The organism is Nocardia iowensis, from assembly GCF_019222765.1.
GTDB classification, from domain to species: Bacteria; Actinomycetota; Actinomycetes; order Mycobacteriales; family Mycobacteriaceae; genus Nocardia; species Nocardia iowensis.
Map to the genome: position 1 here is coordinate 3,140,484 of NZ_CP078145.1, position 16,035 is coordinate 3,156,518.

Sequence of the window (16,035 nt, forward strand, 5' to 3'; positions counted from 1 at the left end):
CTGTTTCACATTATCGAACTTGTAAGTTAGGTGACCCGAAGATTATCATCTCCGTGTATGAGGGTTTGGCTCCACCGTTCTTCCGTTCCATCCGCATACCGATTTCTCGTGGCAATCCTTGTGGGCGCCTTGGCTTTTGCGCTGACAGCTTGCGGCGGCGGCGATACCGAGCGGGCGGGCAAGCCGGTGGTGTTGACCACGTTCACCGTGTTGGCCGATATCGCGAAGAATGTGGCCGGTGAGCATCTGACGGTGGAGTCGATCACCAAGGTCGGCGCGGAGATCCACGGCTACGAGCCGACGCCCGGCGACATCAAGAAGGCGGCGAAAGCCGATCTCATCTTGGACAACGGCATGAACCTGGAGGCATGGTTCGCCCAGTTCGTCGCCGATGTGAAAGTGCCGCACGTGGTGGTCAGTGCGGGTGTCGAACCGATGAGCATCGGCGAGGACGCCTACGCGGGCAAGGTGAATCCGCACGCATGGATGTCGCCGCTGAACGTGCAGATCTACGTCGACAACATGGTCCGCGCCTTCGGCGAACTCGACCCCGATCACGCGACGGATTTCCAGGCCAACGGCGCGGCGTACAAGGCCGAACTCGGTAAGGTGCACGCCGAGCTGGTCCGCACGCTCGAAGCGTTGCCGGTCAACGAGCGCGCCCTGGTGACCTGTGAAGGCGCGTTCTCCTACCTGGCCCGCGACACCGGGCTGACCGAGAAGTACATCTGGGCGGTCAACGCCGAACAGCAGGCGACCCCGCAGCAGATCGCCTCGGCGATCGACTTCGTCAGGCAGCGCAAGGTGCCCGCCGTGTTCTGCGAATCCACCGTGTCCGACGCGCCGATGCAGCGGGTGGTCGAAGCCACCGGCGCGGCCTTCGGCGGGGTGCTCTACGTCGATTCCCTCTCGGCGGCCGACGGTCCGGTGCCCAGCTATCTCGCGCTGATCCGGCACGACGCGAACACGATCGGCGCCGCGTTGACCGGTGCTCGACCATGAACGCGCCCGCAGTCGAAATCCAGGACGTCACTGTCCATTACGGCGATGTGCTCGCGTTGGATCGCGTCGAATTGACGTTGAAGGCCGGGCGGATCTGCGGTCTGATCGGAATGAACGGATCGGGCAAGTCGACCCTGCTCAAAACCATGATGGGCCTGGTGAAACCGGACCGGGGCACGGTGCTGATCAACGGTGGACCGCCCGCGGCGGCGCGGCGCGCGGGACTGCTCGGCTATGTACCGCAGGCCGAGGACGTCGACTGGAGTTTCCCGCTGTCGGTTCGCGACATCGTGATGGCCGGGCGCTACGGGCAGATGGGTTTCACCCGCCGCCCGCGCCGGGCCGATCGTGCGGCGGTCGCTACGGCGCTGGAGCGGGTCGAATTGACCGAGCTGGCCGACCGCCAAATCGGGCAGCTGTCCGGCGGACAGAAGAAGCGGGCGTTCGTCGCGCGCGGTATCGCCCAGGGCGCGACGATCCTGCTGCTGGACGAGCCGTTCGCCGGTGTCGACAAGCGCTCGGAGGCGACCATCACCACGCTGCTCGGTGAACTCGCCGCCGCGGGTGCGACGATCCTGGTATCCACCCACGATCTGCACTCCCTGCCCAACCTGGCCGACGAAGCGGTGCTGCTGATGCGCAGTGTGCTCGAGCACGGCGACCCTGAAGTCGTCTTGCGGCCGGAGAATCTGGCCAGGGCCTTCGGCCTGGATGTGCTGAACCGACCGGCACCGGATCGAGCGTGCGACAAATGAGCTTCACCGAATTCTTCATCGACCCATTGGGTTACGAGTTCATGGTGCGCGCACTGGCCACCACCGTGACCGCCGCCGCCGTCTGCGCGGTGCTGTCCTGCTGGCTGGTGCTCATCGGCTGGTCGCTGATGGGCGATGCCGTGTCGCACGCGGTGCTGCCGGGGGTCGTGCTGGCTTACATTGTCGGGTGGCCGTTCGCGGTGGGCGCGGTGGTCTTCGGATTCCTCGCGGTGGCGCTGATCGGCGTGATCCGAGATACCAGCCGGATCAAGGAGGATGCCGCGATCGGCATCGTGTTCACCACGTTGTTCGCGTTCGGGCTGGTGCTGGTGTCGGTGACCCCGAGCCAGACCGATCTCAACCACATCGTGTTCGGGAACCTGCTCGGCATCAGCCGCGGTGAAATGATCCAGATCATGATCCTGGCGGTGATCATTCTCGCCGCCCTCGGGCTCAAGCGCCGCGACTTCACCCTGTATGCCTTCGATCCCATCCACGCGCACGCCATCGGTCTCAACCCGCGGTTGCTCGGCACCGCGTTACTCGGGCTGCTGGCACTGACCGCGGTGGTGGCGTTGCAAGCGGTCGGCGTGGTCCTGGTCGTCGCGATGTTGATCATCCCGGGCGCGACCGCGTACCTGCTCACCGACCGCTTCGGTCGCATGCTGCTCATCGCGCCCGCCGTCTCGGTGTCGTGCGCGGTGACGGGGCTGTATCTGAGCTATCACCTGGACACGGCGTCGGGCGGGATGGTTGTGGTGACGCAAGGTGTGGTGTTCACCCTGGTCTATCTTTTCGCGCCGCGGCACGGAATCATCGGTCGCCGAATTCTCGCTGCCCGACGGCGTCGGATCGATCGTCGGGAGACGGTGGCTCGACCTGTCACCGGGAAGGCGTCCGAAACCCCGTCTGTGTCACAGAATCCGGCTGTTTGAGCCCACTTCAGTCGGGTGCTGCCGCCATATCTGTTGGGCGACATATTTATTGGGCAACTCGGCGTCGGCGCTGATGATCGTTAGGGGAGTGGGCGCAGGCCGATCATCGTGCGTGGGGCGGCGTAGACATAGCGGGCTTTGTTCTTCGCGACGAGCTCACCGCCGCCAGTGAGGGCGTCGGGGTCGGCGTTCACGGCACGGAAGGGGATGTCCCATACGGTTTCGCCGGTTCGTGAGTCGATCGCCCACAGGCCGGTGCTGTCGGAGAGAATGACGACACGGTCGTCCGAGGCGTGGACGGTACCGAAGCGTTCGGGAGTGGTGCGCCAGAGCCGTTGGCCGGTGCGGAGATCCAGGCCCGTGAGGGCGCCCGCGGTGGTGGTATCGCGGAGGAGGGCGATGTCGCCGAGCACAGCGATTGCGGTACCCGCCGGGGCGGCGCCTTCGGTGTCGGCGGGAGTGTGGACGAGGTCGGGGCTGGTCCACCGCACGGTGCCGTCGCGGCGGTCATAGGCGGTGTCGGCCAGCAGCACCGGGATGGTGTCGTCGGTGGGACGGTCGAGGGTCAGATCGTGCACGCCCGCGCGATCGGTGCTGACGAGGATGCGCCCGGTGCGGTCCAGGATGTCGGTGCCGGTGACCCGGTAGCCGGGGCACTCGGTGTTGACGCGCAGCACGAGGGCAGCGAAAGTCACGGCGGTGCGGGAACATCCATTCAGCTCGGCGGTCCAGGTCGGCGCGCCGGTGCCGAGGTCGAAACCGGCGAGGTCGGCGCCGAGGGTGAGCACGCCCTGCCCGTGCGAAACGTCCAGGGCATCGTAGGGGAGATCTTCCCATGACGTGCCCATGGCGAAGGCCCGGGACCAGTACGTGTCCGGGTCCGCGAGCGTTCCCGCGTGCACGCGCACGTCGTCGGACTCGACGTCACCTTCGGCGACATAGACGCGATCGTCGACGGTCGCGAGGGCGAAAACGTTCCAGGTCACCGGCGTGCGAGTGATCGCGCCGCTGGCAATGTCGTACCCGACTATCGCGGGAGTGTCGGCCGAAGGGGAAGTGAAGCACACGAGTTCGCCGTCGACCGGAGCGGCCGCGCAACCACCCAGTTCGGCGGCGGGATAGTTCCAGCGCACCTTGCCTGTCGCGGCGTCGATGCCGTACATCATCGGGTCACGCAACGACATGTCGTCGTCCGAGACGCCGATCACGGTCAGCAGTGTGTCCCCCGCGTCGATGAAACCCGCACTGCCGTAGTCGTATTCGGTGCCACCGATGGGGTTGCGAAACTCGGCGAACGCCCGGCCATAGGTGGCTGCGGCGTCGACCGACCACGCGAGACCCGGTGCGGCGTCGGTGGTTCCGGTGATCTTGCGGGTGGTGTCTTCGGGGTGCAGTAGCACCGCGACCGCACCCGCGCTGGTGACGAGGGCGGCCACGGCGGCGAGTACCAGGTTTCGAACACCGGGCGGCCACGCCATCACAGCACCTCCAGTCGAGCGGGCGGTGCGATCGGGACCAGTCGGGCGGTGGCCGGACTCACTGCGGCGGTGGTCATTTCGGCACGTCCGGTGTTCCGGGCGGGACCGGCGCCGTGACCCGTACGCCGGGGGCGGTCACCAGGGCAACGAGTTCGTCGATGGTCATCGGCACGGTTCCGCTGGAATCGTTTCCATCCAGTGTGTGGGCGACATACGCCGTCACCGTACTGCCGTCGGGCACGTAGGCGGTGGCGCTGCGGGAGAGCGTTCGGACGCCGCTGCTCTCCGACCAGGTGTCATGCGTGTCGACCGTCGTGCCGTCGGCGAGTAGCCGTCGTTCATCGAGTTCGCCCGCGACACAGGGTGGAATCGGCGCGGTGGATTGCCGGACCGACACCGACATCCAGCCCTCCTGATTGCCGCGCCGCAGCGTGGCGTGAGCGGTGGTGGAACCGCCGAATTCCGCGGATTTGTCGGAGTCACCGGAGGGGTCGAGGATCGGCTCGAAGAATAGGGACTCGCCTTCAGGGGCGGCTTCGAGGGTGATCCCGCCGGGCAGCGCCTCGTGCAGTGCCCTCGACATCGCGACGGCCTTCGGTCCGGAAAACCACGGGTACGCCGGGTTGTCGTAACCGAATTCGTCCACTCCGAGAAAGCTGAACAACCCACCCGGCCCGGGTGGTTCGACGGTGGTGCAGCCGGGGATTTGCGTCGGATACGTGGCCGTCGGCGTGACGTAGGAGTACTCCGCCGGTTGTGGTAGCGCAGAGCTGGTCGGGGAGACCGGCGTGGTCGTCAGTTCCGGCTCAGGGTCGTGCAGGAGCCCGCCGACGATCACACCGCCCGCCACAATCGCCACGCACAGCAAACCTTGCGTCCACGCGGTGACCGCCCGCGACGGCTCGGTCGATCCGCCGTCGTCCTTCGTATCCGGCACGCGTTCCCCTCCGATCTCGCTCATCAGAGTAGCGGTGGTGTGCTGAATGGCGGCTTCGTCCTGTCGGTCGGCGGACGATCGCGCAGTTGATCACCATGCCTGACCAGTTGGTGCGCCCAGGAACTGGGGATTCCTATCGAGTACCCCTACCCTGTAGTCGTATAATCGACCTAGCTATCAGGAACGGCATCTGAGCTGGCCTTATTCATGAAGGTTGCGGTCAAAGTCGCGAACTATGCGACCGGTAGGGGGGTAGTGTCGCGAGCCCGGCGGTGGCCCGGCTTCCTTCTGGCTACGTACGCGGGGACAGTAGGTGATGGTCGTGCAGGGAGTCTCACGCGCTCATCGTCGAACCTTTGCCGGGCGAGGCGGAACATCGTTGCGCGCACCGAGTTCCGAGGAAGGAGCGCCGTCGATGCCGTGGCTGTCAGCGTCGTTGCGACCATCGGGGACGCCGGTGCGACTCGTCGGTATAGTCGGTGCGCAGTGAACCTCATCGGCCGGTTGGGATCTGCCCGCGCGGTGTTCGTGCTGCTCATGGCAGTACTGCTGGCCGCGCCCATGGTCGACTGTGTGCTGCACGACGAGCAGTCGCACGCCTACGCTCAGCTGCCACCGGGTTCGCCTGTCGCAGCCGCGTTCACCTCCCACACCCCGGATCGGCACCACCACGGCGCTATCGGCGACAGTGGCGAAGATTGCGGTCAACACCTGACCCGCTGCATCGTCCAATCGGTGTTGCCCGGCGGGGCCACCATCAGTCTGCTGTTCCAGCTACTCATCGCATTCCTGGCCGCGATCGCCGGTGCCATTTCGGCCACGCGGGTGGCGGCCAACGGCGTGCGCGGCCCACCGGCGACCGTCCCGCTCGCCGTCGAGGGGCGAGACATTCTCACCAAGTTCTGTATCTCCCGACGCTGATCGGTCAGCGCCACGCCGACATCTGTAGTTGTCGGCCGGTGTTCGCTGCCCGCTCGACGTCTGCGCCGTCGCCTCGCGGCGGTCTCGATACAGAAAGCGATACGCATGAACAAGATCGTGTTCGACAAGCCGAGGGAAATAGCAGCGGCACTCGCTGCCGCGCCGGGGGCTGCCCGGCACCTGCGTGCGCTGGTCGGAAATACCCCGGTGCTCTGGGTCGGCGCGCCGTTGGCCGCCGCGGGCCGCGGTTTCTGGGCCAAGCTCGAAGGGTTCAATCCCGGTGGCATGAAGGATCGGCCCGCCCTGCACATGGTGCGCCGCGCCGAGGAACGCGGGGAGCTGGCTCCCGGCGCACGTATCGTCGAATCCACCAGTGGCACACTCGGTTTGGGTTTGGCGCTGGCCGGTATTGTGTACGGTCACCCGGTCACGGTGGTCACCGATCCGGGGCTAGAGCCGATCGTGGCTCGGATGCTGGCCGCCTATGGCGCCCAGGTGGACGTGGTCGCACAGGCGCATCCGACCGGCGGCTGGCAGCAGGCACGCCGGGAGCGGGTGATCGAACTGCTCGGCAGTGAACCGGGCGCGTGGTGCCCGGACCAATACAGCAATCCCGACAATGTCGAGGGCTACCAATCTTTGGCGCTCGAACTCGTGGAACAACTGGGCGGCATAGATGTCCTGGTGTGCGCGGTGGGCACCGGTGGGCACTCTTCCGGAGTGGCGCGGGTGCTGCGCCGGTTCAACCCGGACCTGACGCTGATCGGCGTGGACACGGTGGCCTCGACGATCTTCGGTCAACCGGCCGGTCCCCGGCTGATGCGTGGTCTCGGCTCGAGCATCTACCCGGCCAATGTCGACTACGCCGCGTTCGACGAGGTGCATTGGGTCGCGCCCGCCGAGGCGGTGTGGGCCTGCCGCACCCTGGCCGCGACCCATCACGCCAGCGGCGGCTGGAGTGTCGGGGCGGTGGCGCTGGTCGCGGGCTGGGCCGCCCGCACCTACGATGCCGACACCCGGATCGCGGCCGTGTTCCCGGACGGCCCGCAACGTTACTTCGACACCGTCTACAACGACGCCTACTGTGCCGAGCATTCGCTGCTCGACAGCGATCCGCCGCTGGCCCCCGCTCTCGTCGCGCGACCCGACGAGCAGATGATCCGTTCTTGGACTCGGTGCCGCACCGTCATCAATCCACGGGAAGCGGGCGCAGTGCGCGAGGTGGCGTTGTGACAGCATTCGGAAAGTTCCGCAGCTTCGACCTCGCCGCGCGACTGCTCATGATCAATCAGTTCGGCATCAATCTCGGCTTCTACATGCTGATGCCGTACCTGGCCGGTTATCTGGCGGGTCCGCTGGGTTTGGCCGCGTGGGCGGTCGGACTGGTACTCGGGGTCCGGAATTTCTCCCAGCAGGGCATGTTTCTGATCGGTGGCACGCTGGCCGATCGGCTCGGCTACAAACCCCTGATCGTCGCGGGCTGTCTGTTGCGGACCGGTGGTTTCGCGTTGCTGGTCTTCGCGACGTCGCTGCCGGGGCTGCTGGTGGCTTCGGCGGCAACGGGTTTCGCCGGGGCGCTGTTCAATCCGGCGGTGCGTGCCTATCTCGCCGCCGATACCGGCGAACGCCGGGTGGAGGCGTTCGCCATGTTCAACATCTTCTACCAGGCGGGCATCCTGGCGGGGCCGCTGGTCGGGCTGGCACTGATGACCGTCGATTTCCAGGTGACCGCGGGTGCGGCGGCGGTGGTCTTCGCGGGACTCACGCTGGCACAGCTGTGCGCACTGCCCGCCCGGCGCGCCGAGGTCCCTGCCGAGCGGACTTCGGTGCTCGACGACTGGCGCACGGTGGTGGCGAACCGGCGGTTCGTCTGGTTCGCGCTGGCCATGATCGGCTCGTATGTGCTGTCGTTCCAGGTGTACCTCGCGCTGCCGCTGCACGCGGAATTCCTTGCGGGCCAACACTCGCAGCTGCTCGTGTCGGCGCTGTTCGTGGTGTCCGGAGTGGTGGCCGTCGCGGGGCAGTTGCGCATCACCGGATGGTTCAAAGCGAGGTGGGGCACCGGGCGCAGCCTGGTGGTCGGCATGGGCGTGCTTGGCGCATCGTTTCTGCCGTTGCTGGTGATCCCGGCGCCGGACCGGTTCGGTGCCGGTGCCGCGATCGGTGCGCTGCTGGTGTCGGCGGCGTTGCTCGCGGTCGGCACCGCGGCGGTGTTTCCGTTCGAGATGGACACCGTGGTGTCGTTGTCCGGTGGGAAACTGGTGGCCACCCACTACGGGTTCTACAACACCGTGGTGGGGGTCGGCATCCTGGCGGGCAACCTCGCCACCGGCGCGGTCGTGGGAGCGGCCCGGCAGCTCGGCGCCGACTGGGCGGTGTGGTTCGGTCTCAGCCTGATCGGCGCGCTCGCGGCCTTCGCGTTGCACCGGCTCGACCGAGCGCAGCAGCCGGATGACGTAGTTCGGTCGACCGCGGTCCAGGTGTGAACACCGAGGCGGGCGCCCATTGCCGGGCGCCCGCCTCAGGCGGTCAGGGCAACGGTGCGGTCCATCGCAGGACGGAACCGCCGGATGTATTGGGCTCGACGCTGAAGCTACCGCCCGCTTGTTCGGCCCGCGCGGCGAGATTCGCGAGCCCGCTTCGGCGCGTGATGTTTTCGGGGATGCCGATGCCGTCGTCGGTCACCTCGATGCTGACCTCGTCCCGAACTTTGAGTTCGACCGAGACCGTGCCTGCCGACGCGTGGCGCACGACATTGCTCACCGCCTCGCGCAGCACGGCTTCGACGTCATCGGACAGCGGCGGGGCCAGCACGGTGACCGGACCGGCTAGCCGCACGGTGGTGCGCAATCCGGTGTCGGCGGTCATCTCGGCAATAATGCTGTGCAGGTGTTGGCGGTACTTCGAGGAATCGGCGGAGGTGTTGCTCTGCAGGTCGAAGATCGAATGGCGGATATCCTGCACGATCGCCTGGATGTCGTCGATGGTCTCGGTGAGCCGGGATTTGATCTCCGGTGTCTGCGTCCGCTGTGCGGTGCCCTGCAGCGATAGCCCTACCGCGAACAGCCGCTGGATGACGTGATCATGCAGACCGCGGGCGATCCGATCGCGATCGGACAGCACGTCGAGCTCGCGCATCCGTTGCTGGGTGGCGGCCAATTGCAGGGCCAGCGCGGCCTGGTCGGCGATCGCGGCCATCATCGACTGTGCCGCGGCGTCCAAGGACGGGGCCGCGGTGGACCGCAAGGTGGTGAGGACGCCGATGACGGACTGGCCCGCGCGCAGCGGAAGGATCAGTGCCGGACCGAATTCCGGGACGGCATCGAGGAATTGGCCGTGCGTGAACTCGTCGACGGCGACCGTGCGCCCCTGCCGGTACGCCTCCTGGTAATCGGAGCGCTGCAGCGAGACCCGTTGTCCGATCAGTGCCTCGGCGTCGGTTCCGGCCGCCGCGACGACCACCAACTCGGTGGCCTCGTCGGGCGGCATTTCGGGGTCTTCGGGCAGCGCCAGGAAGGTGCACGCGGAGTCCGTGAGTGTCAGCGCCCGATTGACCACGAGGGTCAGGACCTCGCTCGGCTCGCCGCCGGAAAGGAGTTCGGTGGCCACGTTCCTGGTCGCCTCCAGCCACCGCATCCGCAGCTGGGACTGTTCATACAGTCGCGCGTTCTCGATGGCGATACCGGCGGCCGCCGCCAAGGCTTGCACGACGACCTCGTCGTCCTCGGTGAATTCCAGCCCGCCCGCCTTCTCGGTCAGGTAGAGATTGCCGAACACCTCGTCGCGGACCTTGACCGGAACGCCGAGGAAGGTGCTCATCGGCGGATGGTGGGCGGGGAAGCCGACCGACGATGGATGATCCGAAAGATTGGACAGCCGAATGGGTTTGGGCTCTTGGATCAACAGCCCCAGCACGCCGTGGCCGCGCGGCAGATCACCGATCAGGACGCGGGTGCGGTCGTCGATGCCCTCGTAGACGAACTCGGCGAGCCGCAGACTGGTCCGGTCGGTTTCGCGGACGCCGAGCGCGCCGTAGCCAGCGTCGACCAGTTCGATGGCGGTGTGCACGATCGTGCGCAGGGTGTTGTCGAGGTCGAGGCCCGCGGTGATCACCAGCATGGCCTCCATCAGCCGGTCCATCCGGTCACGGACGGTGACGATCTGCCCGATCCGGTCCTGGACCTCGCTCAACAGCTCCCGCAACCGCAGCTGCGACAGCGTTTCGGTCACCTGCACGTACCCGCTGGACGCCGGGTCGGACGGTCGGTGGTCCATGATCAGCATTCTTCCACGACCGGATCTGTGCCTTCCGGCCACGGAAAGGCCGCAGCTGGGGGACCTAAACCTGGCTTTGTGGCGGCTGCAGCTTCGAGGCGATGACCGCGGCCTGGGTGCGGCGCTCGACGCCGAGTTTGGTCAGCAGCCGGGACACGTAGTTCTTCACCGTCTTTTCGGCCAGGAACATCCGGCCCGCGATCTGGCGGTTGGTCAGACCCTCACCGAGCAAGGCGAGCAGCGTGCGCTCCTGGTCGGTCAAGGCGGCCAGCGGCCCGGTCTTCGCCTCGGTCTCCGAACGGAGCTTGGCCATCAGCGCGGCCGCGGCCCGGTTGTCGAGCAGCGACTTACCGGCACCGACGTCGCGGATGGCATCGATGAGTTCGAGACTCTTGATGTCCTTGACGACGTATCCGCTTGCCCCGGCGAGGATGGCGTTGAGCATGGCCTGTTCGTCGGTGAACGACGTCAAGATCAGGCAGCGCAGTGCCGGGTTCGCCGAGAGCAGCTCGCGGCACAGTTCGATGCCGTTGCCGTCGGGCAGCCGCACGTCCAAGACGACGACGTCGGGTCGCAACGCCGGAATCCGGGCGATCGCCTGCGCGTAGCTGCCCGCTTCGCCGACCACCTCGAGGTCGGGTTCGAGCCCGATGAGATCGCCCACCCCGCGGCGGACGATTTCGTGGTCGTCGACCAAGAACACCTTGATCATGGGCACCTCCCTCGCGTCATGCCCAACAGCCTACGGAGCCACCCGGCCCGCATCGCCCGAGTTGGACCTCGATTCGGTGACCGAAGTCCCGAGCCAGGGAGGGCCTTCGACCCTGTGCGCTCAAAAGTTGCGGTGATGGCATGGGCAGGACATCGAGAAAGGTAGGCACCACCCTTGACGCGTGACCTGACACAACGCGAAATACTCACCGACCTGGAGCCGATCGCCGAAGAGTCGGTGCACCGACACCTATCGATGACCAAGGACTGGCATCCGCACGACTACGTGCCATGGGATGAGGGCCGCAACTTCGCGGCACTCGGTGGAGTGGACTGGGAGCCGGGACAATCGGAGCTGAGCGAGGTCGCGAAGGCCGCGATGATCACGAACCTGCTCACCGAAGACAATCTGCCCTCCTACCATCGGGAGATCGCCGAGAACTTCTCCCGCGACGGCGCATGGGGCACCTGGGTGGGACGCTGGACCGCCGAGGAAATGCGGCACAGCACCGTGATTCGCGACTATCTGGTGGTGACCCGCGGTGTCGATCCGGTCGCGCTGGAACAAGCGCGGATGGTCCACATGACCAACGGGTTCTCCTCCGGTGCGACGGCGGACGACGTGGACAGCGGTGCCGGCTTCTTGCATTCGGTGGCGTACGTGAGCTTTCAGGAGTTGGCGACCCGGGTTACCCACCGCAACACCGGCCGGGTGTGCAACGACCCGATCGCCGACAAGATGTTGCAGCGCATCGCGGCCGACGAGAACCTGCACATGATCTTCTATCGCACCATGTGCGGCGCCGCGCTCGATCTGGTACCGGATCAAGCGATCGAGGCCGTCGCCACCATCGTGCACAACTTCCGGATGCCAGGCGCGGGGATGCCGAACTTCCGCCGCAACGGCGTGCTGATGGCCAAACACGGCGTCTACGACCTGCGCCAGCACCTCGAAGAAGTCCTGCAACCGGTGCTGCGGCAGTGGAACATCTTCGACCGCAACGACTTCAGTGCCCGCGGTGAGCAAGTGCGTGAACGACTCGCGGCTTATCTCACGGATCTGGAGCAGGTAAAGATCCCACGCTTCGAAGAGCAGCGGGATCGCGCCCTGGCCCGCGAACGCACCCGCCGGTAGGCCGGGGCCGTGCTTACCTCGTCGGGCAACCGTGGCCGCTTGGCCCTTGGAATGCAGTGACTGCATTGCTGAAAAGGTAGCGGAGCCTAACCAATAAATGGCGTTTTGGAATTCGAAATGGTCGTTTGTTCTGGGCATTTGGAACATTCCAATCGGGCAGATGGGTGTCCAACTGTTCATTTCGGCGCGGGGGCCTGCGAGGTGAACGTGCCAGTACAGAGCGGGTTTTGGACGGTTGGGCGTGGGACTTGCACACCAATCTGGTTTCCCGGGAATGTGTTCGGGTCAATAGGGCTGGATATGGAGTGGTCGGGCGTGGAAGAATTGGCGAGCTTTCTGAGTTGATCTCGACCGCATCCGTGAACCACAGCGTGGAGTCCGCGAAGCACGAGGATCGCCACGCTCGACCGGTGCATCGGAGCCCAAGCAGTGGCCCGCCGCCGGCCCCGGTGATCTCGCCGCCGTGGAACTCCTTGCCCCACTAGAGGAGTGACCCGTGACTGTCGACGTCCTGCTACCAGTGGATGGCCCGCGCTTCGGCGTGGCGGTCGGGCAGCAGTGCGCCGTGGTCCCCGCGGCCCCAGATCATCGGTACCGCAGCCGGTGAGCGCGACGGCGGTCCGGGAAACGGTCGACGCGCTCGTACTGAAGGCCGACACCGTCGAGGACTTCCTCGAGGTGATGCGCGCCGCGCAGGCGGCATCCGGGCTCGCACCGGGCCAGATCGCCAAGTTCACCAACATCTCCCGCAGTAGCATCTACAACTGGCTCCGGCCGGGCTACCCGTCGCTGCCGCGCAATCGGGCGCAGATGGAGTCGTTCTTCCGGGTCTGCAAGTTGTCCGATGGCGGGCTTCATCGGGTGCTGGAGCTGTGGGATCGCCTGGACGAGGCGCGCACCGAAGCCGCGCCGTCCATATCGATGAAGGCGGTGAAAGCGCAAGCCGCGCACACGAACACCGGTGCGGGTGGGGTGCGCGCCGTGGTCGCGGACCCGGTGCAGGTGGACAACAGGTTGTCGAACGACGCTGCGGAACCGGCTGTCCCGGTGGTGGAGCAACCGAAGCGGGCGTGGCAGTTCAGCTCGATCATCACTGCGGTCGCGACCGTCGCGGTCATCGTCGTCATGCTGGACGTGATCACGACACCACACCCCGACTCGACGCTGTCGACCGCCGCCGGACCGGAGCCGTTGCGCGCCGGAGCCTATGCGGCGGCGCTGGTCTGCGCGCTGCTGATGGTGGGGCTCGGTGCGGGAGAGCGCAACCGGCGGATGGCGTGGGCGCGGCTGCGGAATTGGCCCGCCGTGATCGCGATGGTCGCCATGTCGTCGGCTGCGGTCACCGCGGTCGCCCCCTATGCAGCCGACCCGATGGTCGCCGCGCCGATCACCGCGGTGGTGGGCTCGGCCTGCACCGCCTGGTGGTTCGCCTCGCTGAGCATGCGCGGGGTTCGGCTGCTGATCACCGAGGTGCCGGTGGTGTCCGCGGTCTGTGCGCTGGTGGGAGCGATACCGGGCCTGTGCTTGGGCACCTCCGGGCTACCGATGGCGAGTGCTGTGCTCGCCGGTGTGCTCGCCTCGGCGTCGGTCGTGCATCTGTTCGGTAATGCGGCCGCCGCGCTGGCCGAGCCGGTTGGTGCAACCGAATTCCCGCGCACCGCACCGCCTGTCGAGCTGCCCGAGGTCGAGGACCTGACCGCGCCGACGCTGGTGGCTTCGCCGCCTGCGCAGCGAATATCCGCCGACTCGTCCGACGGCGTCGCCCACCGGGACGCGCGTCCGACACGAGCGACGTGTCGCCGACGGCGGCACCACATGGCGCACGGATGCGGTGCCGACTGGCTGCACCCGCGACGGTTTTGTCCCGCGGTCGCGTCGAGGTCCGCATACCGAGCGATCCGGAAAGCCTTCTCCGCTGTCCTCGTGCGTCGTGACACTGCCGCGAACGGCGACCCCGCCGTGGTGCCGCGGACCGCGCGGGATCTGATCGATACCTCGACGCAGCCGCTGCCGAAGTTGCCGCGCCGCAAGCCGCGGTCGCGCGATATGCACGAACTGCTCGTCGGCGTGACCTCCGCACCCAAACTGGGTGCGCGGCGGGTTGATCCGGTGGAGTTCGGCGACGAGCCGGTCGAATATCCGGTGCCCGCCTACGAAATCATTGAACGGATCAAGCAGGAGCGCGAGCAAGCGGCCGAGGCCGAAGCCGAGCACCCCTTCGTTTCCCGGCCGAGGGGTCTCGGGCGCCGGACCGGCACCCGGTTCGGGCCCTATGAGCTGCGGTCGCTGGTGGGCAAAGGGCGGATGGGCGAGGTGTACGAGGCCTATGACACGGTGAAGGACCGGATGGTGGCGGTCAAGCTGCTGTCCGAAGCAGTCGCGCTGGATCCGGTGTACCAGTTGCGGTTCCGTCGCGAAACGCTGGCCGCCGCACGGCTGACCGAGCCGCACGTCATCCCGATCCACGACTGGGGCGTGATCAATGGCGTGCTGTTCACCGACACCCGATTGGTCGACGGCACCGATGTGCGCACCGTGTTGCGCCATCACGGTCCGCTGCATGCCGAGGACGCGGTGGCCATCATCGAGCAGATCGCCGCGGCACTGGACGCGGCGCACGCCGCGGGCCTGGTGCACCGCGATGTGAAACCCGCGGACATCGTGCTCACCACCACCGGTATCGCCTACCTCACCGACTTCGGCATCGCGCACATGGAGAACGACCGCGCGGTGGCTACCGGCGGGATGCCGGTCGACTCCTGCGATTACCTGGCGCCCGAACGATTCGGCTTCGGCCCGGTGCACGGCAGCTCCGATATCTATGCGCTCACCTGCGTTCTCTATGAAGCACTCACCGGTTTGCCGCCGTTCCCCGCGGGCACGACGGCCGAGGTGATCCAGGGGCATCTGGCTGATCCGCCGCCGCGCCCGAGCCTTCGCCTGCCGAAGGTGCCCGCGGCGATGGACAAGGTGATCCAACGCGGTATGGCCAAGGACCCCGCCGAACGGTTCCCGACCGCGACCGCGATGGCCCGTGCCGCGCGGGTCGCCCTCGGCACACCGATGCGCCCGCGGACCGTGCTGCCGCGCGAGAAGATCGTGCTCCCTCGGCGCGAACCCGGTACCGACGTCGAATATTTCGATCCGCCACGGTCAGCCGGTGCAGTGGTGATCTACTCCGCGCTCACCGACGAACCACGCGCCGCCGACGACCTCAGGCGTGCGCGCGATCCTGCCGGTGTCGGGCGGCGAGGTCGGCGGGTCGGGTCGGCACCGAACAGCCGATATCGCGACACCGAGCCGCCCGCGGAACCGTTTGCGGCAGAGGAACGTTGGAATGCCTGGCGTCCTTGGCGCCCGACCGTGTGAACGCCGGACATCGTTGATCGCCACGGTCTTTCGATCGACGAGCGGGGCTGGCCGTGCTCGGCGCGGATCGAGCGGTCCGATAGTTCGCTACAGATGTGCTGTGGTGTTGTGCTGCAGCGACCATTTCAGGTGAGGGGAGTTTTGCGCGCACTCAGGGCGGTGCGACGTCGGTGAGTGTCTGAGGGGCAGCGCCCCGTGGGGAACGCCGGTCCGGCCGGTCGGCATTTGTCTTGTAGCACAAAGGCTTTTGTCCACTTGGACTACATCTGGGGATCCGATAAATGTTCAGGGGGCTTGCGTCGCACTCCAAATCGCTGGTCGGCGGGTTTCGGGTGGTCAGCGCGCCCAGTGGCGCCCGCCGTAGTTACACGTTTGTGATTATTGGTCGATCGGACTGGCCGTGGGCGGTAACGGGGTGGAAGACTGGTTGTCACCCCCGTGCAGCGGGGGCCGCGCTCAGCGTAACCAGCTTGTAGCGCGCAGTGCCGCGATGGTCCCCCGAATTGGGCTGCACCCA

Annotated in this window: 12 protein-coding genes; 8 read left to right on the forward strand and 4 right to left on the reverse strand. The window is 66.8% G+C overall.

What is annotated here, in order from left to right:
• The first annotated feature begins 57 nt into the window (after positions 1-57).
• From KV110_RS14435 to KV110_RS14445, 3 genes are read left to right on the forward strand one after another with little or no spacing between them, the layout of a single operon-like run.
• On the forward strand, positions 58-1,002 hold the full coding sequence (locus KV110_RS14435) for a metal ABC transporter substrate-binding protein (protein WP_218476592.1): 945 nt from the start codon (positions 58-60) through the stop codon (positions 1,000-1,002).
• The gene (locus KV110_RS14440; protein ID WP_218476593.1) at positions 999-1,757 is read left to right on the forward strand and encodes a metal ABC transporter ATP-binding protein; all 759 of its coding nucleotides are present in this window, start codon (positions 999-1,001) and stop codon (positions 1,755-1,757) included. Before KV110_RS14435 ends, KV110_RS14440 begins: the two co-directional genes overlap by 4 nt.
• Positions 1,754-2,692 (forward strand): metal ABC transporter permease, encoded by a 939-nt coding sequence (locus tag KV110_RS14445; protein ID WP_246634534.1) that lies wholly within the window; start codon positions 1,754-1,756, stop codon positions 2,690-2,692. Before KV110_RS14440 ends, KV110_RS14445 begins: the two co-directional genes overlap by 4 nt.
• Before the next feature lie 80 nt (positions 2,693-2,772).
• Here the strand turns inward: KV110_RS14445 and KV110_RS14450 are convergent, their stop codons facing one another.
• A complete protein-coding gene (locus KV110_RS14450) occupies positions 2,773-4,170 on the reverse strand; it encodes an outer membrane protein assembly factor BamB family protein (protein ID WP_218476594.1) in 1,398 nt (465 codons plus the stop codon).
• 73 nt (positions 4,171-4,243) lie between these two features.
• On the reverse strand, positions 4,244-5,131 hold the full coding sequence (locus KV110_RS14455; protein ID WP_218476595.1) for a hypothetical protein: 888 nt from the start codon (positions 5,129-5,131) through the stop codon (positions 4,244-4,246).
• Positions 5,132-5,593: 462 nt separating this feature from the next.
• Here KV110_RS14455 and lpqS point away from each other — a divergent pair, with 462 nt between their 5' ends.
• The 3 genes from lpqS to KV110_RS14470 all read left to right on the forward strand — a co-directional run bounded on the left by lpqS (position 5,594) and on the right by KV110_RS14470 (position 8,514).
• The gene (gene lpqS, locus KV110_RS14460) at positions 5,594-6,028 is read left to right on the forward strand and encodes a putative copper homeostasis (lipo)protein LpqS (RefSeq protein ID WP_218476596.1); all 435 of its coding nucleotides are present in this window, start codon (positions 5,594-5,596) and stop codon (positions 6,026-6,028) included.
• Between the two features lie 105 nt (positions 6,029-6,133).
• The gene (locus tag KV110_RS14465; RefSeq protein ID WP_218476597.1) at positions 6,134-7,261 is read left to right on the forward strand and encodes a PLP-dependent cysteine synthase family protein; all 1,128 of its coding nucleotides are present in this window, start codon (positions 6,134-6,136) and stop codon (positions 7,259-7,261) included.
• On the forward strand, positions 7,258-8,514 hold the full coding sequence (locus KV110_RS14470) for an MFS transporter (protein ID WP_218476599.1): 1,257 nt from the start codon (positions 7,258-7,260) through the stop codon (positions 8,512-8,514). Before KV110_RS14465 ends, KV110_RS14470 begins: the two co-directional genes overlap by 4 nt.
• Positions 8,515-8,557: 43 nt before the next feature.
• On the opposite strand, the gene KV110_RS14475 is transcribed toward KV110_RS14470, so the two are convergent.
• Together KV110_RS14475 and KV110_RS14480 are read right to left on the reverse strand one after the other, a co-directional pair.
• Positions 8,558-10,303, reverse strand: a complete 1,746-nt coding sequence (locus KV110_RS14475) for a GAF domain-containing sensor histidine kinase (RefSeq protein WP_218476600.1) — start codon at positions 10,301-10,303, stop codon at positions 8,558-8,560.
• 64 nt (positions 10,304-10,367) lie between these two features.
• Positions 10,368-11,015: a response regulator gene (locus KV110_RS14480; RefSeq protein WP_218476602.1), complete on the reverse strand. Its 648-nt coding sequence runs from the start codon at positions 11,013-11,015 to the stop codon at positions 10,368-10,370.
• A 174-nt stretch (positions 11,016-11,189) separates the two neighbouring features.
• Here KV110_RS14480 and KV110_RS14485 point away from each other — a divergent pair, with 174 nt between their 5' ends.
• Together KV110_RS14485 and KV110_RS14490 are read left to right on the forward strand one after the other, a co-directional pair.
• On the forward strand, positions 11,190-12,149 hold the full coding sequence (locus KV110_RS14485) for an acyl-ACP desaturase (RefSeq protein WP_218476603.1): 960 nt from the start codon (positions 11,190-11,192) through the stop codon (positions 12,147-12,149).
• Between the two features lie 603 nt (positions 12,150-12,752).
• Complete coding sequence (locus KV110_RS14490) at positions 12,753-15,518, forward strand: serine/threonine-protein kinase (RefSeq protein WP_218476604.1); 2,766 nt, start codon at positions 12,753-12,755, stop codon at positions 15,516-15,518.
• The last annotated feature ends 517 nt before the right edge of the window (positions 15,519-16,035 follow it).